This window comes from Pseudohongiella sp. O18 (assembly GCF_021729085.1).
Classification (GTDB): Bacteria; Pseudomonadota; Gammaproteobacteria; order Pseudomonadales; family Pseudohongiellaceae; genus Pseudohongiella.
The window spans coordinates 132,962-156,075 of record NZ_JAJSAR010000002.1 but is presented as its reverse complement, the minus strand read 5'-3'; the positions used below and the strand labels follow the sequence as shown (position 1 = coordinate 156,075).

Annotated in this window: 17 protein-coding genes; 6 read left to right on the top strand and 11 right to left on the bottom strand. The window is 55.8% G+C overall.

All coding sequences use genetic code 11. From position 1 onward, the window contains the following. Window positions 1-120: 120 nt before the first annotated feature. Window positions 121-765 carry a hypothetical protein gene (locus tag LVD14_RS07985; RefSeq protein ID WP_237133559.1) on the bottom strand — a complete coding sequence of 215 codons (645 nt, stop codon included), beginning with the start codon at window positions 763-765 and terminating at the stop codon, window positions 121-123. 497 nt (window positions 766-1,262) lie between these two features. On the opposite strand from LVD14_RS07985, the gene LVD14_RS07980 reads away from it, so the two are divergent. Continuing rightward, window positions 1,263-1,709, top strand: a complete 447-nt coding sequence (locus LVD14_RS07980; RefSeq protein ID WP_237133558.1) for a hypothetical protein — start codon at window positions 1,263-1,265, stop codon at window positions 1,707-1,709. A 23-nt stretch (window positions 1,710-1,732) separates the two neighbouring features. Here LVD14_RS07980 and LVD14_RS07975 read toward each other — a convergent pair whose 3' ends face one another. The 5 genes from LVD14_RS07975 to LVD14_RS07955 are packed head-to-tail and all read right to left on the bottom strand — an operon-like array spanning window position 1,733 to window position 5,437. Further along, on the bottom strand, window positions 1,733-1,975 hold the full coding sequence (locus tag LVD14_RS07975; protein WP_237133557.1) for a hypothetical protein: 243 nt from the start codon (window positions 1,973-1,975) through the stop codon (window positions 1,733-1,735). 16 nt (window positions 1,976-1,991) lie between these two features. Then, on the bottom strand, window positions 1,992-3,089 hold the full coding sequence (gene hisC, locus LVD14_RS07970) for a histidinol-phosphate transaminase (protein WP_237133556.1): 1,098 nt from the start codon (window positions 3,087-3,089) through the stop codon (window positions 1,992-1,994). A gap of 12 nt (window positions 3,090-3,101) precedes the next feature. Beyond that, entirely contained in the window at window positions 3,102-3,959 is an 858-nt protein-coding gene (locus LVD14_RS07965) for a hypothetical protein (RefSeq protein WP_237133555.1), read from the bottom strand. After that, window positions 3,956-4,462 (bottom strand): ribosomal protein S18-alanine N-acetyltransferase, encoded by a 507-nt coding sequence (gene rimI / locus LVD14_RS07960; protein WP_237133554.1) that lies wholly within the window; start codon window positions 4,460-4,462, stop codon window positions 3,956-3,958. The genes LVD14_RS07965 and rimI overlap by 4 nt, the downstream gene beginning before the upstream one ends. A gap of 12 nt (window positions 4,463-4,474) precedes the next feature. After that, a complete protein-coding gene (locus LVD14_RS07955; RefSeq protein WP_237133553.1) occupies window positions 4,475-5,437 on the bottom strand; it encodes a hypothetical protein in 963 nt (320 codons plus the stop codon). Window positions 5,438-5,549: 112 nt separating this feature from the next. Between LVD14_RS07955 and LVD14_RS07950 the strand changes: the two genes are divergently transcribed. From LVD14_RS07950 to LVD14_RS07940, 3 genes are all read left to right on the top strand, one after another. Then, window positions 5,550-6,533: an NADPH:quinone oxidoreductase family protein gene (locus tag LVD14_RS07950; protein WP_237133552.1), complete on the top strand. Its 984-nt coding sequence runs from the start codon at window positions 5,550-5,552 to the stop codon at window positions 6,531-6,533. Between the two features lie 62 nt (window positions 6,534-6,595). Then, window positions 6,596-8,329, top strand: coding sequence for a class I adenylate-forming enzyme family protein (locus LVD14_RS07945; protein WP_237133551.1), 1,734 nt, complete (start codon window positions 6,596-6,598; stop codon window positions 8,327-8,329). A 198-nt stretch (window positions 8,330-8,527) separates the two neighbouring features. Continuing rightward, complete coding sequence (locus tag LVD14_RS07940; protein WP_237133550.1) at window positions 8,528-8,815, top strand: hypothetical protein; 288 nt, start codon at window positions 8,528-8,530, stop codon at window positions 8,813-8,815. A gap of 709 nt (window positions 8,816-9,524) precedes the next feature. Here the strand turns inward: LVD14_RS07940 and htpX are convergent. From htpX to acnA, 5 genes are read right to left on the bottom strand one after another with little or no spacing between them, the layout of a single operon-like run. After that, window positions 9,525-10,406 (bottom strand): protease HtpX, encoded by an 882-nt coding sequence (gene htpX, locus LVD14_RS07935; protein ID WP_237133549.1) that lies wholly within the window; start codon window positions 10,404-10,406, stop codon window positions 9,525-9,527. 11 nt (window positions 10,407-10,417) lie between these two features. After that, on the bottom strand, window positions 10,418-11,755 hold the full coding sequence (locus LVD14_RS07930) for a flavohemoglobin expression-modulating QEGLA motif protein (protein ID WP_237133548.1): 1,338 nt from the start codon (window positions 11,753-11,755) through the stop codon (window positions 10,418-10,420). Beyond that, complete coding sequence (locus LVD14_RS07925) at window positions 11,752-13,113, bottom strand: NAD-dependent succinate-semialdehyde dehydrogenase (protein WP_237133547.1); 1,362 nt, start codon at window positions 13,111-13,113, stop codon at window positions 11,752-11,754. Before LVD14_RS07925 ends, LVD14_RS07930 begins: the two co-directional genes overlap by 4 nt. Window positions 13,114-13,160: 47 nt before the next feature. Then, a complete protein-coding gene (fumC, locus tag LVD14_RS07920) occupies window positions 13,161-14,546 on the bottom strand; it encodes a class II fumarate hydratase (protein ID WP_237133546.1) in 1,386 nt (461 codons plus the stop codon). Further along, window positions 14,543-17,197 (bottom strand): aconitate hydratase AcnA, encoded by a 2,655-nt coding sequence (gene acnA / locus LVD14_RS07915; RefSeq protein ID WP_237133545.1) that lies wholly within the window; start codon window positions 17,195-17,197, stop codon window positions 14,543-14,545. Before acnA ends, fumC begins: the two co-directional genes overlap by 4 nt. A gap of 180 nt (window positions 17,198-17,377) precedes the next feature. On the opposite strand from acnA, the gene LVD14_RS07910 reads away from it, so the two are divergent. Together LVD14_RS07910 and LVD14_RS07905 are read left to right on the top strand one after the other, a co-directional pair. Continuing rightward, a complete protein-coding gene (locus LVD14_RS07910) occupies window positions 17,378-19,189 on the top strand; it encodes an autotransporter assembly complex protein TamA (protein WP_237133544.1) in 1,812 nt (603 codons plus the stop codon). Window positions 19,190-19,254: 65 nt separating this feature from the next. Continuing rightward, window positions 19,255-22,989: a translocation/assembly module TamB domain-containing protein gene (locus tag LVD14_RS07905; RefSeq protein ID WP_237133543.1), complete on the top strand. Its 3,735-nt coding sequence runs from the start codon at window positions 19,255-19,257 to the stop codon at window positions 22,987-22,989. The last annotated feature ends 125 nt before the right edge of the window (window positions 22,990-23,114 follow it).

The following is a 23,114-nucleotide window of genomic DNA, read 5'->3' as shown; positions in this document are numbered from 1 at the left end:
TTCAGGCAAAACGGCAGCTTGGGACGTTATCAGCAAATCAAGGGAATTGACAAGTGCCGAAACTGGTTCGGCACTGTCAAAAAAGTTGAATGGTAACTGGGACGGGTTCAATAACCGCAATCAGTGCAACGTTGCGCTCGGTGGGCGTACCAGATCACTGGCGAAGTCGGGGTGTAGCAAGTCAGTGGTTTTGACCATTAGCAGATCATGGCGACTCAGGCGGTCGTATTCTCCAATGGACACCACATCGACTTCTTCCAGCAGGACACAGACAACGTCTTCCCCATCCATATCCACAACCACACAGCGCTTGAATCCGTCCAGCGTATTGAGCGCAGCGAAGCTGCCGATGTCACAGGCGTGCGGCGGATAGCGGCCGATAGAGTTGTTCAGCATGCCATGCGACGAGTAAGCCGTTCCAAAACCGGCGGCAGCAACCACATGTATGATCTCAATGATCTCTGGGTCGGTCAGATCCACGCGCACCGACTCAGCAACCGGCACATGCTCACCTTGCTGCTGGCAGGTAACCAGTTTGAGGAACAGGTTCATGTCGTCCTGATTCCATTCAAGCGTCTCTTCATTTTCCGCACGGGTACTGTCAGACGAAAAGCTGACCACGCTGGTTTCGATGGTCAGGTCACGCCGCTCTTCAGCCTCGTCGTCTGGTTCAAAAGGGACCACCATTGAAACCATACAGAATCCGTCGCTGGATTCAGGACTCAATCGCCAGAGGAATGGAATGTTGCCGGAGAGTTCAACCATGATGAGTAAGACCTGCAATAATCATGTTGCTTTACGATAGCATTAGAAATGAGTCAGCACCAGCGTAAACCGCCGATGTCGCACACTGTGACACAGCTAATATGTGGGCACTTAGGTAACATTTCAATGCACGACTTTGATGCAGTTCACACATCACTCCCCGAAGCTCGGCAGCTTGTCCACAGAATCTGTGGATAAGTCAGTTGATAACTTACGGATAAGCGCCTGAAACGCTTGAATCATGGCGACTTAGCTTAAATTGGTTATTTTTTAACCAATAAAGATATCTTTATTTATCAATTACTTATGTATTTTTTATAGGATAAAAGCGGTTTTTTGAGAAAAACTGTGTCGAAGATTGACATCGCTGACATCTATGTGCATAAAACCGCGTTTTTTCATGAGCAACTGCAATTCAATCGCATTTCTATATGTTTTTCTTCGATTTTTTTGCCCTATAATGAAGTCACGTGCAGACCCGCCCAAGAGACACCCGTATGAAACGAATCGCACTCATCCTTTCAAGTGCCGTGCTCGTCGTCGTTTTAACCCTCACGCTGTGGCAAAATTATGACCGCGGGCAGGCTATTGAGCAGGCTTCTCAGTTAATGCAGGAAGTCACGCAGGCCGCACTGTCTGACTGGGACCCGGCACCCGTGCTTGCCAATGCGGCAGTGCCCACCCCGGAACCGATGCAGGAGGCATCTATGGCCAATGTCTTCAATGCCTTGCGGCGCCTGGGTGAACTTCGCCAGATGGGCGAGGTGCAGATGGAGGTTGATATACCCCCGATCTGGCAGACCAGTCGTGCCGCGACAGCAGGTTTTGTCACTCACGCTGAGTTTGAGTACGGCAATGCAGAAATCCGTATCACCATGGAGCGCGAGTCTGGTCGCTGGTACTTTACCAGCTTTCGCGTGCTGACTTCCCTGCTGGCTGCCTGACGGACAACAGCAGAAGTCTCGCTTCAGTCATCGGCCTTCCGTTCGCCGATTTTCCGTATCAGTCTGGCCATCAATTTGATGGCAGCGACGACCAGAACGGCCAGCAGCATTGTGCCTATCACAACCGCGAGACTGCCTATCAGGAAGCTCGCCAGTTCCGACAGCGGTATATCGTACGATACCGTCAGCGCATAGAGCGCGGCTACCGCGATTGCGAGCCCGCCCAGCGTGGCACGGGTCTTTACGGAAACTCTACGTTTGCCCATAAGGCTCCAACAACGTTCATTGTGACTTCAAAAGCTGTTTGAGTGCGGACAGCAGGGTGTCGTTTTCCTCGACCGTGCCCACCGTTATTCGCAGCTTGTCGCTCAGACGGGGCTGATCGAAGTACCGGATCAGAATGCCTTGATCCTTGAGTCCCAGGTACAGCGTCCTGGCCAGCTCATCGCCTGGCTGCGAGGCGCCATGTGGCACTGTCGCCAGCAAAAAGTTGCTCTGACTGGGCAACACATCAAAACCCAGCTCACGCAGCCTCTCAGCCAATCTCAGGCGCTCGCTGCGCACCTTTGCCCAACCGACCGCCGCTTCGTCCTTCGCCGCCAGCGCCGCAGCAGCCAGCACTTGCGAGAATGCATCGGTGTTATAACTGTCGCGTGTTTTATACAGCATTGGTGCCAGCAATTCCGCCGAGCCGATACCGTAGGCAAATCGGAGACCTGCCAGGGAATAGCCCTTGCTCATCGTACGCAGCAGCAGGACATTGTCAAACTCTTTGACCAGAGGCACCGCATCATAGGCCTGATCAGGCTCGATAAAATCAACATAGGCCTCATCAATCACCAGCACGCCGCGAAAGGTACGGGCTATCTCCCGCAGACGCGACACAGGCAACAACGTGCCGGTTGGCGCGTGAGGGTTCACTACAAACGCCAGCCTGACGTCGGCGCGATTTAACTGATCGGCGAAATCGTCCGGCAGTGCCCAGTCATCCAGCAGGGGGATACGACACACCTGGCACCCCTGTATTGCAGCCAGGACGGGGTAGAGTGAGTAACTGGGCTCGGCCATGCCTAATGTCTGGCCAACATCAACAAAAGTGGTGATGGCGAGCCTCAATAGCTCGTCGCCACCGTTGGTCGCAATGATGTTGTCGCGACTGAGACCATGACTGGCAGCGGCCACATCCCTGAAACCATTGGCGAATGGCTGCGGATAGCGGCGCAGCTGATCCACCGAAAGTCCGGCCAGCGCACTGGCAACTGCTGCAGTGGCCGGATAAGGGTTTTCGTTGGTATTCAATTTGATTACGCGCTGCTGAGCAGGTTGTTCGCCAAAGGCATAACCTTGCATGTCGCGGATATTGGGTCGTTCATAACTCATACAGCATCGTCCTCAGGGCACGTAGGTAAACGTGCGATTGTTCCAGCCATCGCGCCATCTTGATTCATTGCGTTCTGCCGGGGCGTTTGCGATTCGGCGCGCCAGCACCGCGCGTGCCGCCGCCGCGAACTGCTCAAGCAGCGCGCTTTCGTCGTCCAGGATCGGCGGATTGTCCAACATAAACTCGAGGACCTGCAACAGGCCCCAGCCCTCACCCTGGTAGCGTTCGGACAGCGCTGTGCCCTCACCCTTGAAGTTGACATAATCAATGAGCGCGTACATACCGTATGGCGATGAGGTATTGGCGATACGATAAAAAAGATCCTGAACCGCCTCCGGGCGATCACTGGCCTGCATCAGTTTCGGCAGGCTTTCCTCCATGCGCTGCATGATAAAAGCGGTCTGTGTAGCCCGAGTGTTGTAAAGAAATGCCCGCAGCTCACTTAGCTGAGCCCCCTGCCTCGCTTCAAGAAAGGTCTGACGATCGGACCACGGCGATTCCCACCCTGGCAGCCCGGCCAGCCAGGCCGGCAACTGTTCTCCGCGACTGACATAATAGGCCAGCAACTGCGGGAAACTCTCCACAAACCGCTCCTGCTGACCCTCGCGGTACCAGATAAAGTGGCCAATTCCAAGCGACGGGAAATCCTCCCCTGAATTCCAGCTGGTCAGGCAATCCATACGTCGGGCACATTCATTGTTAAATATCTGGTCAGCCACCCATTCTGCCTCACTTTCACTCAGTTGCGGCAGGCTTTCGGGCCCATTCTGCGCGTACAGTTCCGAGGCAGCACAGCCGTAAAAAAATACGATCAACGCGGCATTGAGCACTGACCGCGCCCATCGACGGGACTTGGCTTTAATCATCATTGTTCACTCTGTTTTTGCAGGCGTGAATCCAGCCGACACGACAGAATCAGGGCATTTTCCCGTTCAACACTGCCTGGCTCGGACGGATAATAGTGGCGTCTTTCTCCGACCTGAACAAAACCCATCGAATAATAAAGAGAGCGTGCAGCCTGATTGGATGGCCTGACTTCCAGAAAACAGGTATCTGCCCCCAGACGGTCTGCTTCGGCCAGCAAATGCGTCAGCATCTTCCGGCCGTACGCGCGTCGACGAGCCTGAGGATGGACACAGAGCGTCAGTAAGTGGCTCTCATCCATGGCTACGCTCATAACGCCATGCGCGAGAATTTTGTCGCGTGTCGCGTATACCCAACACTGGTAACCGGCACGCAGGCAATCAAGAAAAATACGCTTGCTCCAGGGGTTGGGATAGGAAATGTTTTCATTGTGCACGACCTGATCCAGGTCGCTTGCCCTCATGCGGCGCAGAACAGGCTGGCTGGGGTCTCTGGCTAAATCAAACATGGGTTTCAGAATTTACTCGTTTGCCTCTGCGGCCAGTCTCGGCATCAGTGCCTGCATGGCCTTCCACGCAGAGCGCTTAAGTGCTGGCTCTGTCTGCATAGACTGTAAAGAATGGGTTTGTAGTACGGTCAGGCCAAACTGCGCCTCGCGACGCAGTTCCGATTGCATGCCCGATGCATCAGCCGGATGAGACCTGGATTTAAGGAAGAACAGTTCATCATCACCCAGCACCAACAGGTTTTGCGCAGGACGATCACGCAGACGGCGCGCGATAAATCCGAGCACGGCCTGCTCTGCCGCCTGTTCATCATCCGCAGGTCCAATTCCAAGGTCGGCTGGCAAGGGCCAGTGAAAAGCCTGACCAGAGAGCTGTATCTGCCTGTATCTTGGATTGAGCGCAGCAATAATTCTCTGCAGCATCTCCCGTGAGACAGCCGACAGCTGTTGCTGCTGCGACGGCTGCACAGCCAGAACCGCCAGCTGTGTGTCGAGCCCAAACCAGGTAAAAGCAAAAGGCTGCACGGATAACTCGCTGCCCTGTGGCTGATCATCCTGATTCGATTCAGGCTCTGGAACAGCGGGTGCCTGCGGCATGACTTGCCTGGATAAATCTTCTGAAACGTTCTTGCCAGGCTCCGGCTGCGGTGCAGTCACAGATGCCTGCAAGGCCTGCCTTGCGGCTTCCAGCTCGGCTTGCGGGTTACCTTTTGGTGTTTTCTGTTCCAACCGTGCAGGCACTGCTTCAGCAGCTTGCACAGCACGACTCTCGCCTGCCACGATTGAGGCGCGAGCCTGAACCGAATCAGCGGCACCTGCCTGTATTGCCGAAAAGTCGAAAACCGGGGATGGCCCGGCACCAGGCAGCGTGCGTGTCTGGTAAAGGGCGACGACACCCATTTCGGCCAGCAGCTCGCGCCGCCACATTTCGCGGCTGGCTGAGCCTGGCGTACCTGCATATACGTTTGATTCTCCCATCCCACTATTATAGGGACTGCAGCGCTTTTGCGCCAAAGCAATATTGTGCCGTGCGGGCAAACATGGTTGAATCTGTGCCTTTGTCAGAAGATGCTTCCAAAGGGGGAACGACATGAAAGCACTACTCTGCAAATCCTACGGGCCGCCGGAGAATCTGGTGATCGAGGATGTACCGGACCTGGAGCCGGAGGCCGGAGAAGCCATCGTTGATGTATATGCAGCGTCACTGAACTTTCCGGACACCCTGCAGATTCAGGGCAAGTACCAGTTTCAGCCACCTATGCCATTTTCACCCGGTTCCGAAGTAGGTGGCATCATCAGCAAGCTCGGTCCAAACATGGACGGCTTCAAGGTCGGCGATCGCGTGATGGCCACACCTTCCATCGGTGGCATGGCAGAGCAGGTACGCTGCGCAGCCGCTGGCCTGCGCAAGATTCCTGACAATATGGACTTCAAGACCGCCGCGGGTTTCGCCATGGTCTATACCACGTCCTACCACGCCCTGAAACAGCGTGCCCAGATCAAACCCGGCGAGACACTGCTGGTACTCGGCGCCAGTGGCGGCGTTGGCATGGCAGCGGTGGAACTTGGCAAAATCATGGGCGCGCGAGTCATTGCTGCGGCCAGTAGCGACGAAAAGCTTGAGTTTGTTAAACAGGCTGACCCTGACGAGCTGCTCAACTATGGCGACGGAGAGCTCAAGGAAAAGGTCAAAGCCATGACCGACGGCAAGGGCGCGGATGTGATCTATGACCCGGTCGGCGGCGATCTTTTTGATCAGTCCACCCGCTGCATCAACTGGAACGGACGTCTGCTGGTGGTCGGATTTACCAGTGGCCGCATCCCCTCTTATCCGGCCAACCTGGCACTGCTGAAGGGCAGTTCCATGGTGGGTGTATTCCTGGGACGTTTCCGCAAAGAGGAACCAGAAGAATACGAACGGAATTTCCAGGAACTGCTGGACATGTACCGGTCCGGCAAAATCAAACCCATAGTGACCGAATCATTTGCCTTCGAAGACTACGTTGCTGCCTTTAATGTGTTCAGAGACCGGCGCGTCATGGGCAAGGTTACCTTTGAAATTCGCAAGGAATAAAGCCGCAGCAGACACCCATCCGCGCTGCGGCAACATTTGACTACAGAATAAGACAACGCATCATGTTAACAGCACAACAAGTTCAGCAGGACCTGGAAAAACTCAGGGACATCGTTATTGCTTTAAAATCGCCAGAGTCAGATCTGGCAACTACCACCAAAGTCATCAACGGCATCGAATTAAACGTATTCGCAAAGGTCCCGGACAATCTTCGGGGCGTCTACAAGCTTGGCCTGGAAGCTGCCGACAAAGACTTTCTTGTTTACGAAGACGAGCGTTTTACCTTTGCGCAGTCACTGCACACCGCGGAGGCCATGAGCCAGGTGTTGCTCAGGAGATATGGCATCAAAAAGGGTGACCGGGTGGCTGTCTGCTCGCGCAATTACCCGGAATGGTGTCTTGCCTACATGGCCATCACCATGATCGGTGCCATCGTTGTGCCAATGAACTCCTGGTGGCAGAGCAATGAGCTGGTTTATGGCATCAAGGACAGTGGCACACGTGTATTGTTTGCAGACCAGGAGCGCATAGACCAGCTGCTGCCTGTGATCGACCAGGTTGATGTTGAAGTGATCGCCATCAAGCCCAGCAAGCCGGATCCACGATTCCCGGAGTTTCATGATCTTGTCGCCGAAGGTCTTACCGGAGAGCAGGTCGATCTGGACGCCATTGAGGTGCTGCCAGAGGACGACGCCTCCATCATGTACACCTCTGGTTCTACCGGCAATCCCAAAGGCGTTCTGTCTACCCACCGCAATATCGTCAACGCCCTCTATAGCTGGATATTTGGCAAAGAGGCCAATGACACGCTGCGCCCTGAGCTGGTAGAAGAGGATCCGGAGTTTGATCCCGGCATACTGTCAAATGTGCCGCTGTTTCACGTCACCGGCAGTCACGCGCAGTTTCTGGTCAGCTTCATCATGCTTCGTAAATTCGTCATGATGTATAAGTGGAACGCCGAAAAGGCCCTGGAGCTTATCGAACAAGAACGTCTGTCCGTATTGCACGGCGTGCCCACCATGACATGGGAAGTGATGAACTCCCCAATGTTCGACAAAACCGATCTGCGCAGCCTGCGAATCGTGCAAAGTGGCGGAGCAGCGCGCCCACCAGGGCACCTGACGCTGATGAAACAGAAATTCGACGAAGTGGTACAGCCAGGGCTGGGTTACGGTCTGACCGAAACCAATGCCATCGGCGCCACAATCACCGGGGCATTCTATCTGGCCAAGCCAGAAAGTACTGGCCGCCCTACTCAGCCTGTTACAGAAATCCGCATTGAGGATGAACGAGGCAATGTGTTGCCAAACGGACAGATTGGCGAAATCTGTATCAAGGGCGCCACGATCATGAAAGCCTACTGGAATCGTCCAGAGGAGACGGCCAAAGCCATCAAAAATGGCTGGTTCCACACTGGCGATATCGGTCTGTTGGATGAACATGGCTTCCTGGTCATCAAGGATCGCGCCAAGGACATCGTCATCCGCGGCGGCGAAAACGTGGCATGCGCCGAGGTCGAGTACGCGCTGTGTGACCACCCCGATGTCTGCGAAGCGGCGGTCTATGGCCTGCCTGACGAAAGACTGGGTGAAATCGTTGGCGCCAGCGTCATGGTCCAGCCCGGATCTGGCCTGGACGAGGCCACATTGCAGGTTTTCCTGCGCGAAAACATAGCCCACTACAAAGTCCCGAGTCACATCGCTGTGCAAACCAAACAGCTGGAAAGAATAGCCACTGGCAAGATCGCCAAAAAGCTTCTGAGGGAGCAGGCAATCAAGCGACTTGGCCTCGCGTAAAAAAAGTTTTCCAACCTATTGCATATTTCACTTTTATACCCATAATTCGCATCGTGAGCGCCGGCCAAACCGGCCCTCACGCATGCTGAAGCGTCCAAAGCCTTCAGAGTGCTGGTGGTTGGCATAATCTGCTTAACAGAGCATGCCATGATTCTCGTGTTGATTCCGTTAGGACGGAGTTTTAGAGAGAGTATTCTTATGAAGAGCCATCCCTGGGACGAATTAAACGATAGTTCAAAAGACTACTTCGATTCTGGCAGCTTTGTACCTGAAGCCGAGTTCGAAGAAGAACCTATGGACAAGCACATGCAGCGTCGCCGTCTGACAGAGCTGCGCCGCCGTACTGAAGAGCGCCTCGACTGGAAGCGCATGTACGGTGATATGCAGTTTGATGACATCGAGGACGAAGACGACGAGCGCCTGATGAAGGACGACTTCAGTCGCGCTGCTGACGATTATTACGACGCGGACGAGCTCGACGACTAAGACGAGCTACCGCCATCGCACCCCACTCCGGGAGGCTGATCTCCACGCCTCCCGTCGCTATATGTTTCACCTCGCTACACGCGCTATCTTCATCGCTTCCGGCGCCGGAACTAAGGTGGCAGTCCTCCTCAAGTTTTCGTCGCTCCTTGCCACCTTATCCCCGGCGCCTCGATTGGGGCCCTGTGCCGCGTCAATCAACAACTTTTGACTGACAATGTCTGGCATAAGAATTTGAGCAATGACCCGCCCACTGATCGGGTGAGCGGCAAAAGGATAAACGCGACAACCGCCATGGATGGCGGGAATGCGGGTTTTGCAGGAGCAAAAACCCGCCTGATTGGGCGAGATGCTGCCACCCGCTACCCTGCCCTAGTACCAACGTCGACGCCTGAGCCTGAGCCTGAGCCTTACGTGATTAAACCGATGTAGCATTGACGCGGCACAAGCAACTAATCGAGGTTCAGGGCCTGGCGGGAAACGGATCGAGGGAACTCGGACGATGGCACTAGGGACGGGGAGCGGCGGGAGCGATGGGAACCAATCAGGCCATGTATTCTTTCTTTCCCGCACACCCGAATAGCGGGCGGGACTGTCCGAGTCCCGAGCGGCGGCGCCGCGAGGTCGAGTTCCCCCCCGCCGGGTGGGCGGGGAAGGAAGATGGCCGGTTCACAGCGTCCCGCCGCTTCCCGTCCCGACCTTAAAACGAAGCTTACCGGCCTTCGCGCAGACGGGCGATGCGGTCAGCCAGCGGCGGGTGGCTCATGAAGAGTTTGGTGTAGACATCACGCGCCTTGTTATTGATACCGAAGGCAACCAGCTCATCCGGCAGATGCGTCGGCTGCCCGGCTTTCAGGCGCTCCAGCGCGGCGATCATGTTCTGTCGGCCGGCGAGAGCTGCACCGCCAGCATCAGCCCGGTATTCACGCTGACGGCTGAACCACATCACGATAACCGAGGCCAGAATACCCAGCACCAGCTGCGCGATGATGGACGTGACCCAGAACGCCGGACCGTGGCCCTGTTCCGTCTTGAATACCACACGGTCAACAAAGTGACCGATAACACGTGAGAAGAAGATGACGAATGTGTTGACGATGCCCTGAATCAGGGTAAGCGTCACCATATCACCGTTGGCCACGTGACTGACTTCATGCGCCAGCACGGCTTCGGCTTCCTGTTTGGTCATGGTGTTCAGAAGCCCCGCACTGACCGCGACCAGCGAGCTGTTCTTGCTCGCGCCGGTTGCGAAGGCATTGACTTCAGGAGATGGGAAAATGGCAACTTCAGGCATGGCGATGCCAGCGCGTTTAGCCTGACTGGCAACGGTGTCCAGCAACCACTGCTCAGTAGCATTGCGCGCCTGGGTGATAACCTGTGCGTTGGTCGAGCGCTTGGCGACCCATTTGGACATTGCCAGTGAAATAAAGGAACCGCCAAAACCGATGACGGCGGAGAAAATCAACAAGGCGTTCAGATCCAGATCGCTGCCGCTCTCATCCAGGATCCGCTCCACGCCCAACAGACGCAGCACAATACTCAGCACCAACACGATGGCCAGGTTGGTCAGCAAAAACAGCGCAATACGCTTCATATACTCAATCCTCAGTCAACTGCAGAGTCAATAACCTTGTCATAGAGCGGCGCTACCTTTGGCATCCCACTAAACAGATTGTGGAAATGCTTCTGTACTCGCGCCATGTTGATTACCGAGATGCCACTGGCAAATCCAAACCACACATACAATCCATTCAGGTCCCTGAACATCTCAGGAATATAATGGGGGCCGGCAATGGTTCCTTCAAGATAGTGCTGATACAAAATTGGAATATCATCCAGTGTTACTTTGCCCACGAACAGCATTGGCAGTATCTCCGGCACACCGGAGTGAATGCTGCTGCGTATGAAGTTCACGTTTTCCACAAAACCTTTCAGGTAGGAAAGGTCTTTGGTGAACACCGAACCACCGCGCAGCATACCGCCCCTGAACACGCGCTGCGTGATTTTATAGCTATCCGCAGGCTTAAGTCCACGCTCGCAGAAATAGCGATATACCTCAATAAAATCAGCACCTTGCTCAGCCATATCGACTGCAACCACGCGATCACTGACTTTTAGTGCACGGCGTGGATAGGAACTGAATGTCAGCGTCTCCATGAGCACAGCCAGGCCTTCCTGGCAGGCAGTTACGCGCGGCGACCCGACACTGAGCCAGCTCGCCCAGGGCTGCCTGCGACCATTGAGCGTGGTACCGACATGCACCCAACCCTCGTGGACCTCGAGAACCTGCAGGTCAATATCGGTGAAGCTGGCATCCTGATTAACCTTGATGTAATCACCACCCGCTGCGGCATCGGACACGATGCCGTCACTGAGAATGACGCGGATATCGCCCGGCTGGAAGTAACTGCCCAGCCGCTGCTGCAGGATCTCGACCGCTTCGGGCGCGCCGATATCTTTGTCGTAAGGACGGGTCAAGTGCTCGGCTGCCGGCAGGGAAAAAATATCGCAGAGTTTCTCGCCAAGCTGGCGCAAGGATTTCCGGTCACCTCGCAGGTGGTCCCTGGCAGAGCCATAAAGCTCACGACTGTAGCGCCCGAAGTCGACAGTGCCACGATGGCGCAGCAACTCGATTACCAGCAGGTACTGATCAACGGTGTCACACAGGATACTGCCAAGTCCATCACGGCGACCCAGTTTGCGACGAACTTCGCGGCGCAGCTCAAGAAACCGGTCGCGAAGCAGTTCGGGTGAGAACCCCAGATCAATCCGTTGATAGTGGTCCGGATCCAGACGGGGCATTTCAGTACCATTTGCGGCCAGGAATGTTTTTTCCAGCGACGATGACCACTTGATGGCATCCAGAATGCGGATAGGTTTTTGCAGCTCTATCAGTTGATCTGACAGCCGTTTAACCTGCGCCTGATATTCAGACAATGTCATCGTAGCAGCATGGCCTTGATGTTGGTGAACTCTCGAATGCCAAACGGACCCAGCTCGCGCCCGTACCCGGACGCCTTTATACCACCAAATGGCATGGCTGGCTCGGATTTTACGAAGTCATTGACAGCGCAGGCGCCCGCTTCCAGAGCCAGCGCAACACGGCGCCCTCGGGCGGCGTCACGGGTAAACACGGCAGAGCCCAGACCAAATGCAGACTGATTGGCAAGGGAGATGGCCTCGTTTTCATCGCGGGCCCGTATCAGTGCTGCCACGGGGCCGAACAGCTCCTCATCAAACGCCGGCATACCCGGTCGTACTTCACCGAGCACTGTTGGCCAGTAGGTGGCGCCCTCGGACTGTCCACCTGAGACCAGTACCGCGCCCAGTCGTATTGTTTCGTTCACCTGTCTGGTCAACTCATCACAGAGATCCTGCTTGGCCTGCGGCCCGATATCCGTGTCTTCCAGCAAGGGATCACCAACACGCTTTTTGTTCATGGCCGCCGCCATTGCCGATGCAAACTCACCATACAGGCTGTCATGAACAATAAACCGTTTGGCGGCGATACAGCTCTGCCCGTTGTTCAACAAGCGGCTGGTGACACACTTTTCCACGGCCAGATCAATATCGGCATCATCAAGCACCAGATAGGGGTCGCTGCCACCCAGTTCCAGAACCGTCTTCTTGAGACATTTGCCCGCAGTCGAGGCTATTTTTCGACCCGCATTGGTGCTGCCAGTGAAAGTCACCGCCTTGATCAGCGGATGTTCGATCAGGCGGTCGGCATCTTTGCTGGAGACCAGCAATGAACGGAACAGATTCTCCGGCACATTGGCATCCCGGCAGATTGCTTCAATTGCCATGGCACAGCCCGGCACATTGGAGGCATGTTTGAGAATGGCACCGTTACCTGCCATCAATGCCGGCGCCAGAAACCGGAACACCTGCCAGTACGGAAAGTTCCAGGGCATGATGGCCAGCACCAGTCCCAATGGCTGGTAACAGATAATGCGTTCGGCATCGTCGTCACTGGGAACGGTTTCAGACTGCAGCATGGCGGGACCATTATCAGCATAATATTCACAGGCCCAGGCACATTTATCTACCTCAGCCCTGGCGCTTGCCAGTGTCTTGCCCATTTCCAGCGTAGCTGTGCGCGCAAGTGTGTCGCGCTGCGCCTTGAGCTGTTTCGCAAGGGATCGCAACACTGAGGCACGAGTCGACAGCTCAGTGGTCTGCCACATTTTCTGCGCCTGATCCGCCGCAGCCAGAGTTGAGTCCAGTGCAGTGAGATCGAAAGCCTCATAAGTATCCAGCGTCTCACCAGAAAACGGATTGATACTGCTGATCTGTTTCATTGACTTCTCCCCCTGGATGATTGCTTTTGAGCGCGGGCGCAGGCCGATTACTCGGGTCCAAGCATGCGCCGCGCATCGACTTGCCGATCAAACTCTGCTTCGCTCATCAGCTCAAGCTCCACCACTGATTCCCTGAGACTGAGCCCATGATCGTTGGCATGTTTGGCAGCACGTGCAGCGTTTTCATAACCTATAACCGGGCTAAGCGCCGTCACCAGCATAAGAGAACGGTTGACATATTGTGACAACTGCTCCTTATTGGCCTGAATTCCGCTGACACAGTGCGCGTGGAAGCTGTGCTGAGCATCCGTCAACAGCTGCAGTGACTCCATCAGTGCATGAATGATAACCGGTTTGAATACATTTAACTGGAAGTGCCCCTGGCTTGCCGCCACCGTGACAGTGGTATGGTTGCCCATCACGCGGCTGCAGACCATTGTCAGCGCCTCTGCCTGAGTCGGGTTGACCTTGCCGGGCATGATCGAGCTGCCGGGTTCATTGGCAGGAATGGTAATTTCAGCCAGACCACAGCGTGGCCCACTGTTCATCAGGCGAATATCGCTGGCTATTTTGAAAAGCGCCGTGGCGAGCGTGTTGGCGCGCCCATGCAGATCAACCAGCGCATCATGGGCCGCCAGGGCCATAAATTTGTTGCCGGCAGAAGCAAACTCTATTCCTGTGAGCTCGCTGACCTTCTTCGCCACCATGCTCGCCCAATCGGGATGTGTATTGAGTCCGGTACCCACGGCACTGCCACCGATCGCCAGCTGGCGCACGCCTGAACGTGCCTGAATGAGCTGTTCCAGCGAGTAGTCCAGCTGCGCGACATAGGCTGAAAATTCCTGGCCCAGCGTGATCGGTGTAGCATCCATCAGATGGGTTCGCCCACTTTTCAGGATATCCGCAAATGCCTCTGCACGTTCGGCCAGTGATGCCCTTAGCGTGGACGTCGCGTCAATCAGCGTTTCCAGTTGCTGCGCGGCGACCACATGCATGACCGTCGGGAACACATCATTCGATGACTGTGACATGTTGACGTGATCATTGGGGTGCAGCGGCGAGTAAGCCCCGCGCGCGTGGCCTGCCAGTTCATTGCCCCTATTGGCAATGACTTCATTAAGATTCATATTGGTCTGCGTGCCACTGCCAGTCTGCCAGACACTTAATGGAAACTGGTCATCGTGTCGCCCCTGCAGAATCTCATCGCAAACAGCAGCGATCAGCCTGGCCCTGTCTTCAGACAACCCGCCCAGCGCCTGGTTGCTGCTGGCAGCCGCCTTTTTGACCTTGGCAAAAGCATGGATGAACTGCCTGGGGAAGCGGTGGTCTCCAATCGCAAAATTCTGCAGCGATCGTTGAGTCTGTGCCCCCCACAACACCTGTTCTGAAACCTCGACAGGTCCGAGGCTGTCTCGTTCCTGTCGGGTTTTCATGATGTCATCAACTTGTTCACGACAAATGGCATGATACCGCCACTGGTGTAGTAACTGACCTCATCAGCGGTATCCAGTCTGCACAGCAGATCGACGCTGTCCACATGATCGCCGCCACGGCATACCTGCATGGTTACCGTCATGCCTGCTGAAATCCTCTCGAGGCCCACAAGGTTGATTGTCTCACTGCCGGTCAATTTCAGTGACTTGCGAGTCACTCCTTCGGGAAACTGAAGTGGCAGGACGCCCATACCGGCCAGGTTGGAGCGATGAATACGCTCAAAGCTTTCGGCAATTACAGCCTGAATGCCAAGCAGCCGCGTCCCTTTGGCCGCCCAGTCGCGGCTGGAACCTGTGCCGTATTCCTTGCCCGCAATCACTACCAGTGGTGTTTTCTGCTTCTGATAATGCATCGCCGCATCGTAGATGCTCATCTCTTCGCCATCTGGCATCAAGCTGGTGTAACCACCCTCGACCCCGTCCAGCATTTCGTTCTTGATACGCACGTTCGCAAAGGTGCCACGCATCATCACTTCGTGGTTACCACGTCGCGACCCATAGGAATTGAAATCTTCTGGGGCAACGCCTTTTTCTATCAGATACTTGCCTGCAGGCGTGGAGCGCCCGATTGAGCCCGCTGGTGAAATATGGTCAGTAGTGACCGAGTCACCCAGCAATGCGATGATTCGAGCACTTTTGATGTCTCCCGATACCGGCGCCATTTCAGGGCTGAAGAACGGCGGATTCTGTATGTATGTCGAATCGTCGTTCCAGTCGTAGGTATCGCCCTCGGTAATAGGCATGGCATTCCATGCCTCGTTACCGGTGAACACATCGGCGTAATCTTTGGTAAACATTTCACGACTCACCAGGGCGACGGCCTTTTTGATGGCATCAGTATCTGGCCATATGTCGCGCAGGTAGACTGGATTTCCGGATTTGTCCTCACCCAGCGCCTCAGTGGTCAGATCAATCTCCGTGGTACCTGCCAGCGCGAATGCGACCACCAGGGGCGGAGAGGCCAGCCAGTTGGCACGCACTTTGGGATGAATGCGGCCCTCGAAGTTACGGTTACCAGACAGTACTGAGCAGACCGTCAGCTTGCCCTTGTCTATCGCCTCATCAATCTCGGGTGGCAGCGGACCGGAGTTCCCGATGCAGGTCGTGCAACCATAACCCACAAGATTGAATCCCAGCTGGTCAAGCGCAGGCTGCAAACCGGCTTTTTCCAGATAATGTGTGACCACTTTTGAACCCGGCGCCAGCGATGTTTTCACCCACGGCTTTACCGTCAGACCTTTCTCCAGAGCGTTCCTGGCGAGTAATCCCGCTGCCATCATCACCGCTGGATTGGAGGTATTGGTGCAGGAAGTAATTGCTGCGATAACGACGTCACCATCCTGCAGGGTCCATTTACCATGATCCATGGCCGCGACGGCTTTATTGTGGTTGGGATACTGTTTACGCGTTGCATCTGCCATGGCAGTCAAAGCCACACGGTCCTGGGGACGGACGGGGCCTGCCAGGCTGGGCTCGACAGTCGTCAAGTCCAGTTGCACTTCACTGGAATAAACAGCGCTGGACTCGGACTGTCGCCACAGGCCCTGCTCTTCGCTGTAGCGTCTGGTCAGCTCAATGACGTCTGTGTCGCGGCCACTCAATTCCATGTAGCGAAGTGTTTCGTCATCGACGGCGAAAAAGCAACACGTGGCGCCATACTCTGGCGACATATTGGCGATTGTAGCACGGTCGGCGAGCGTCAGATCGTCCAGGCCGGGGCCAAAGAACTCGACAAATTTGCCAACCACACCATGCTTACGCAGCATTTCCGCCACCGTCAATACCAGGTCAGTTGCCGTCACACCCTCTTTGAGCCGCCCCTCGAGTTTGACACCAACCACTTCAGGAATTCGCATGGAGATCGGCTGGCCCAGCATGGCCGCTTCAGCCTCGATACCGCCCACGCCCCAGCCAAGCACTGCCAGGCCGTTGATCATGGTGGTATGGCTGTCAGTGCCGACCAGCGTGTCAGGATAGGCGCGCAGTTTGCCTTCGCTATCAGACGACCAGACACAACGAGCCAGGTACTCCAGATTGACCTGGTGACAGATACCTGTACCCGGCGGTACTACCCGGAAGTTGTCGAAAGCTTCTTGTCCCCAGCGGAGAAACTCATAGCGCTCCCCGTTACGCTCCATTTCGATGCGCACGTTATCTTCGTAGGCGCTGCTCGATGCGAAACGGTCGACCATGACAGAATGGTCAATGACCAGATCCACCGGATTCAGTGGATTGACTTTCCTGGGATCGCCGCCTTCATTGGCAACCGCATCCCGCATTGCCGCCAGATCAACAACCGCCGGCACACCCGTAAAGTCCTGCATCAGGACGCGCGCCGGCATGAAGGAAATTTCATGGTCAGAGTTACGTTTTTCTGTCCACTCCAGCAGCTCACGCACGTCGTGATCCGTGGCGAAGCCCTTCTCTTTATGCCGTAACAGATTCTCCAACAGAATCTTCAGTGTCACTGGCAGTTTGCTAACGCCTTTCAGTCCAGCCTGCTCCAGCGCGGCAAGACTGAAATATTCGTAGGTTTGACCATTCACGGATAATTCGCGACGAGTATCAGGAATCGTGTCTCGAGCCGTCATTGCGCATTTCTCCTTTAATCCAGCATACACTTGGGCACGTAGGTCTCATAAAGTGCCTTTTCGGCAGTATAACCCAGCAAACAGGCCAGGGCGAACAGCGTCCCACTGGCATCCGGCAGGCGTTCACGTTAAGCTGATGAGCCAATGGTTTGCCAGGAACGGCACGGTATTTTTCTTGAAATGTGGGCTAAAATCAGAGTTACCAACACAGTAGTTGCCATGCTCGGCGCGTTGGCATGTGTACCAACTGTCTCGTTGGCTCAAACCGAGCCTGACCCCGGGACCGCCCAGGCAGCTCAGCAGCAATCACCGCGGATTCAGGTTCTGGGGGTTGAGGGTGCGTTGGCGGATAATATCCGTGTGCATGTTGGCACCCCCGATATCAGCTGCGAAGCCAGTCAGCGCCGCCTGGACCGTTTACTGCCAGGTATCCGGCGTGAGGTTCTGCGGGCCGCTCAGGCTCTGGGCTATTACCAGTCGCAGCGCCAGATCAGTTTTACACCTGCATCAGAGACCGAATCCGGATGCTGGCAGCTTGTCGTCAATATCACTCCTGGTGCTCCGGTCAGACTGGCAGAGATCGATGTGCAGATCACAGACCCGCAGTACCGGGATCTGTTTACGCCCGTCCTGCAAAGCCTTCCCTTGCGAAGCGGCGATGTGCTGAACCACAGCGCTTACGAGCGACTGAAAGCCATGCTGAGCGGCTACGCCGTAGAGCGTGGCTTCTTTCAGGCACGCTTTGACACCGCTGAGCTGCAGGTTGACGTGACCCAGAATCAAGCCTTCGTGGATATCGACTTCAACCCTGGCGCCCGTTATCGGTTCGGCGAAATCGTTTTAAACACACCCGATGCGCTGTCCCAGCGATTCGTTGAGCGCTTCCTGATTTTCGAACCCAATAGTGAGTACTCAAGCGAAGTGCTCATTCAGCAGCGACAGAATTTTAATGACAGCCAGTACTTTTCAAGAGTTTCGGTATCGCCTGAACTGGACAACGCGCAGAATAATGCGGTGCCCGTAAGCGTCGATCTTGCCATGCGCCCTCGCAAAGCCTGGTCGGCTGGCGCTGGTGTCAACACGGACACCGGCCCCAGAATGCGCTTTTCCTACGAGGACCGATACTTCAACCGCCAGGGCCATCGACTGACGGGTGACCTGACCGTGTCCACCGCTCGACAGGAGCCAAGTCTGACATATGTCATCCCATTGCAGGATCCAGTGAATGACAGCCTGCGACTTTCCGGCGGTTTTCAGCGTGAGGAAACTGACAGCTACATCACAAACACGTATCGTGCGGGTGCGAGTTATCAGACCCTGGTTGGCAGCTGGGTACAGAGTATCTTCACCAACTATGAGCAGGAACGATCTCAGCTGACCAATGTCATGGACCGGTCGGAGTTCAACGAACAGACCAACTCGCTGATCTCGGGTGTCAGCTGGTCACGCACGCGCAGCAACGATCCAATCTACCCAAGCCGCGGCTGGCGTCTGTTCGGCCAGGTGCGTGGCGCCCATGAAGACCTGATTTCCGACATCACCTTCGTGCAGCTGACCAGCAGCGCCAAGTTCATCCGCGAGATTGGGCCAGGGCGTGTTCTGCTGCGCGCGGAAGCAGCCACCACGCTCGCCGACGAGCTGCTGGAACTGCCCATCTCAGTCCGGTTTTTTACAGGTGGCGATACCAGTGTCCGCGGCTATCAGTTCGGCGAACTGGGCGCAACCAACGATGACGGTGAGGTTGTCGGTGGTAAACACATGCTGGTAGGCAGCATCGAGTATGACATTCCAGTGATGGGTAACTGGTATGCTGCCGCGTTTTTTGACACAGGTAACTCGTTTTCCGATTTTGATGACATGCAGCTCCAGGAAAGCGCCGGCCTTGGTATCCGCTGGCTGTCGCCAATTGGTCCGATCCGCGTTGATGTTGCCAAGGGTCTGGACAGTGGAGGCGGTTACCGCTTGCATATCACCATGGGGCCAGACCTGTAATGAGCAATCAGAGCAACTCTCCCCATTCGTACCCCACACCGGATCGATCAGCTGGACGCCGGATCATGCGCTGGATCTGGCGAATTCTGGCTGCCACAAGTCTTGTCATTGTGTTGGCTCTGGCGACGGTAACTGGCATGCTGGGAACGGTGTCTGGCACTGAGTGGTTATTGACCAGGGCAACGAAGCTGTTAAATACAGAGTCTCGCCAGTTTTCCTATGATCGCTCTCAGGGTACCTTTCTGCGAGGTCTTAATCTTCAGGGTGTGCGCTGGATTGACGACAGTATGGACGTTCGTGCTGCACAGTTGCACAGCCGCTGGAACCCGATGACCCTGCTGGAAGGTACTTTCAATCTGGAGTCGCTCAGGTTAACGGGGCTACAGTTGACGCTTGCCGAGTCAGATGCGCCTGCAGAACCCGCCCCGCCGCTGATGCTGGATGACATCCTCGACACCTTCCTGCCATTGCCGATTGCCATAGATATCTACAATGCCCGTTTTGATGGCATACGTATTCAGAGCGGAGACACCAGCGTGGCTATCAACCTGCTGGCTTTCAGCGCGCATCTGCAGGGCCGCCAGCTAAGTATCGACTCACTTGAGCTCGACAGCCCGCCTGCGCACCTTGAAGCCGCGGTGAACCTGACACTGGAGCAACCCTATCCTGTAGAGGCCACGGCTCAGTGGCAGTACGACGAAGTGCTGCTGGAAAACACGCAGCCGCCGTCAGGTGAACTGACGTTGACCGGCAACCTGGATCGACTGCAGCTTGAACATTCACTGCGCGGTATCGCCAGCGTCCTGAGTGAAGGTGAAGTGACACTGGAGCTGGCGCGCTTTCTGAATGCACAGGCAGAAGCAATAGATCCGCGCGTAGATCTGGAGCACACACTGGAGCCCATGCAGGTTCCTGGCATGGAGAGTTACGACATCAGGGCTCTGCGACTGCGCACCCAGGGAAGTCCGGATGATCTGGGCCTGTTCGCGGCGGCGCAGATAAACGCGGAAATTTCAGCAGATGTTGCATTGGAAGCTGACATGAATGTCCGTGCGTACCTGCGTGGCTCCACGCTCAACATTGATGAACTGGCCTTGCGCTCAACCAACGATGGCAGACTGCTGATCGCCGGCGAAGTTGACTGGTCACAGGGTGTGCAGGTGACGCTGGATTACAGCATTACCGATCCGACACCCACCAGCTATATCGCTTCGATTCCGGAATCCATCCGCCTCAGAGAGCTGGCAAGCCAGGGGAGTCTCTCGCTCTCCCAGGCTGAAAACGAATCCCTGCAGTTGCAATTCATGATGGCTGAGCTCAGTGCCAACCTGAACGATTTCGATCTGAATGGCAGCGGAGGGCTGCGTTTCGATGGGGATGAGTGGCATGTGCAGGACCTGGCGATCGCCACCGGGGAAAACTCACTTAGGCTTGATGCCAGTGTTGAGCCCGAGCAAAGCATCCGGGCCACGGCCACGATCGACGCGCCTTCTCTTGCGGCAATCTATCCTGACCTGGATGGCAGGCTTCAGGTTGATGCGCAGGTGTCCGGCACCGTGTCCGAACCTGTGATAGACCTGGACGCCAGCGCCAGCAATGTCCGCTATGGTGAATATCTGATTCCGGAACTGACAATAACGGGTCAGAACCGCGGCGGCATGAACGAGATTGAAATGCAGACCGGCAATATCCGGGTGCCAGTGGGCGAGTCGGTTGAAACAGTGGAATCGCTGCAGCTGCGACTGCGCGGCGCGCCGGACGCCCACAGTCTTCTGTTACTCGTCCAGAGCAGCCTGGGTGGTGCCCGCATTAATGCCGATGGCGGCACCACCAGCAACGGCTGGCAGGGTCGCCTGCTTAACAGTGAAGTAAGCTCAGAGTTTGGCACCTGGGCACAGCAACAATCGACCAGTATCGTTGCGCGATCTGAGCGTCTATCAATGGCAGAAACCTGCTGGGCCATGCGCGATACGCGGCTTTGTCTCGACGGCGAGCTCTCGGGCGGAGAACAGCTGGATGCCAACGCCCGGCTGGAAAACTACCCGCTGTCTGCTCTGAATCTGCCGGCCACAGAACGAAGCCTGCAGCAACTTGGCGGCATTGAACTACATGATGGGTCAGAAGCGGAACCCTATAGATTGCCATTCTCCCTGCCACCGGATCTGGCCCTGGCCGGCCGTGTCAACGTGTCAGCACAGGTGGCGGGCCTTATATCATCAATCGATCAGCTTGATATCCAGGCTGAAATCGATGCCACCGGTGGCAGTCTCTATTTTATCGGGCAAGCCGTTCCTGAGGATCTGGAAGGCGCTGATGCTGCCGCTGCGCTGGCGGAGCCGGAAATCAGCCAGTTCCGCTGGCCAGAGCTGACCGGCAGTGCCAGCCTGCAAAACGGCGACTGGCAACTGGACAGCCTGTTGCGCTTCACCCAGGAAGACCCCGAAAGCTCGGCGGTAATCCAGGGTACCGCCACAGCCAATGTCGGGCTCGCGGCTGATCGCTCGCTCAGTGGCAACCTGCAGCTCGATTTCGACGACATTGCCTGGGCAGCTGCGCTGGCCCCGCAGATTTCAGAGGTTTCAGGTCAGCTCACAGGACGTATGAATCTGCAGGGGTCCATGGAAGCACCAGTGCTGGTTGGCGACCTTAATCTGACAGACGCCAGTGTCGCTGTGCCGATTCTAGGCATTCAGGTAGCTGCCATCGACGCGACGCTGAGCAGTCGTGACAACAGCCTGGTAGAATTAAACGGATACGCTGAATCTGGTGCAGGCAGCCTCAATTTTGGTGGCCAGTTAAGCAATCCTTTCGATGAGCGACGTGAATTTTCTCTGCAGGTCGCAGGCAGCAACTTCACCGTGGCCGATCTCCCCGACATTCAGGCCGCCATCAGCCCGGACATACGTTTGCAGGGCAATATTGAAGGCATCGAGCTGAGCGGACAGCTGTTTATCCCCAGCGTAGATGCCCGCATCAATACCCTGCCAGAGTCGGCTGTTGACGTCTCCAGCGACACCATCATCATAAACCAGCCTGCATCCGGTGAGCCCGTACGCAACGCGGCGATCGCTGATACTGGCCTGCTCGGCAATACGCCGGTATCCGGTGAAATTACGATCACACTCGGAGATGACGTGCGCATCTCCGGTTTCGGACTGAATGCCCAGGTCAGCGGTGAACTGGACATTACTCAGCGCCCGAACGCGACGCCATTGACTTACGGTGAGCTGGAAGTGGTTCAGGGTAGTTTTGAAACCTACGGCAGAGTGCTGACCATCGAGCAGGGCAAGCTGCTCTTCATGGGCAGCTACGACAATCCTGCAATCGATATTCGCGCGGTACGCCAGGTGGAAAACATGCGGGTGGGTGTGCAGATGAACGGCACCATCCAGAATATTCGCAGCGACCTGTTCTCCACCCCTTCCCTGTCGGATGGCGATATCCTGGCTGTGATGATCACCGGTCGCCCCATGTCGGAAATTGGCACCGAGCAGGATGGCAATGCACTGGTGGGTGCCGCGACATCGCTGGGTATCAATCAGACCCAGGGCATCGTGACACAGATTCAGGACCAGCTTGGACTGGACACACTGTCCATTGACAGCCGCGGTGATGTCTCTGACAGCAGTCTGATGCTTGGCAAGTACATCACTCCTCGCATATTTGTTCGCTACGCTGTTGGTCTGTTCGAAACCGAGAGCAGCCTGGCCATCGAATATACTGTAAATGACCGCGTCAGACTGGAGGCAACGTCCGGGCAGAGCCAGAGCATCGATCTGACTTACACGGTCGAACAGTAGCAGCGATCCTCGTTTGGGCAGCGATGTTTCTACTGGTATGCCTGCTGCGAATCAAGCTGCTAAACTGCAAGTCGCGCAAACTCGGATAACGGGTCAACACGCCAACTGACGTGCGGAGGTCCATC

Bases quoted from the DNA above. Each gene is read 5' to 3' on its own strand.
- LVD14_RS07985 (WP_237133559.1), bottom strand. From the start codon at position 765: ATGGTTGAACTCTCCGGCAACATTCCATTCCTCTGGCGATTGAGTCCT.
- LVD14_RS07980 (WP_237133558.1), top strand. From the start codon at position 1,263: ATGAAACGAATCGCACTCATCCTTTCAAGTGCCGTGCTCGTCGTCGTT.
- LVD14_RS07975 (WP_237133557.1), bottom strand. From the start codon at position 1,975: ATGGGCAAACGTAGAGTTTCCGTAAAGACCCGTGCCACGCTGGGCGGG.
- hisC (WP_237133556.1), bottom strand. From the start codon at position 3,089: ATGAGTTATGAACGACCCAATATCCGCGACATGCAAGGTTATGCCTTT.
- LVD14_RS07965 (WP_237133555.1), bottom strand. From the start codon at position 3,959: ATGATGATTAAAGCCAAGTCCCGTCGATGGGCGCGGTCAGTGCTCAAT.
- rimI (WP_237133554.1), bottom strand. From the start codon at position 4,462: ATGTTTGATTTAGCCAGAGACCCCAGCCAGCCTGTTCTGCGCCGCATG.
- LVD14_RS07955 (WP_237133553.1), bottom strand. From the start codon at position 5,437: ATGGGAGAATCAAACGTATATGCAGGTACGCCAGGCTCAGCCAGCCGC.
- LVD14_RS07950 (WP_237133552.1), top strand. From the start codon at position 5,550: ATGAAAGCACTACTCTGCAAATCCTACGGGCCGCCGGAGAATCTGGTG.
- LVD14_RS07945 (WP_237133551.1), top strand. From the start codon at position 6,596: ATGTTAACAGCACAACAAGTTCAGCAGGACCTGGAAAAACTCAGGGAC.
- LVD14_RS07940 (WP_237133550.1), top strand. From the start codon at position 8,528: ATGAAGAGCCATCCCTGGGACGAATTAAACGATAGTTCAAAAGACTAC.
- htpX (WP_237133549.1), bottom strand. From the start codon at position 10,406: ATGAAGCGTATTGCGCTGTTTTTGCTGACCAACCTGGCCATCGTGTTG.
- LVD14_RS07930 (WP_237133548.1), bottom strand. From the start codon at position 11,755: ATGACATTGTCTGAATATCAGGCGCAGGTTAAACGGCTGTCAGATCAA.
- LVD14_RS07925 (WP_237133547.1), bottom strand. From the start codon at position 13,113: ATGAAACAGATCAGCAGTATCAATCCGTTTTCTGGTGAGACGCTGGAT.
- fumC (WP_237133546.1), bottom strand. From the start codon at position 14,546: ATGAAAACCCGACAGGAACGAGACAGCCTCGGACCTGTCGAGGTTTCA.
- acnA (WP_237133545.1), bottom strand. From the start codon at position 17,197: ATGACGGCTCGAGACACGATTCCTGATACTCGTCGCGAATTATCCGTG.
- LVD14_RS07910 (WP_237133544.1), top strand. From the start codon at position 17,378: ATGTGGGCTAAAATCAGAGTTACCAACACAGTAGTTGCCATGCTCGGC.
- LVD14_RS07905 (WP_237133543.1), top strand. From the start codon at position 19,255: ATGCGCTGGATCTGGCGAATTCTGGCTGCCACAAGTCTTGTCATTGTG.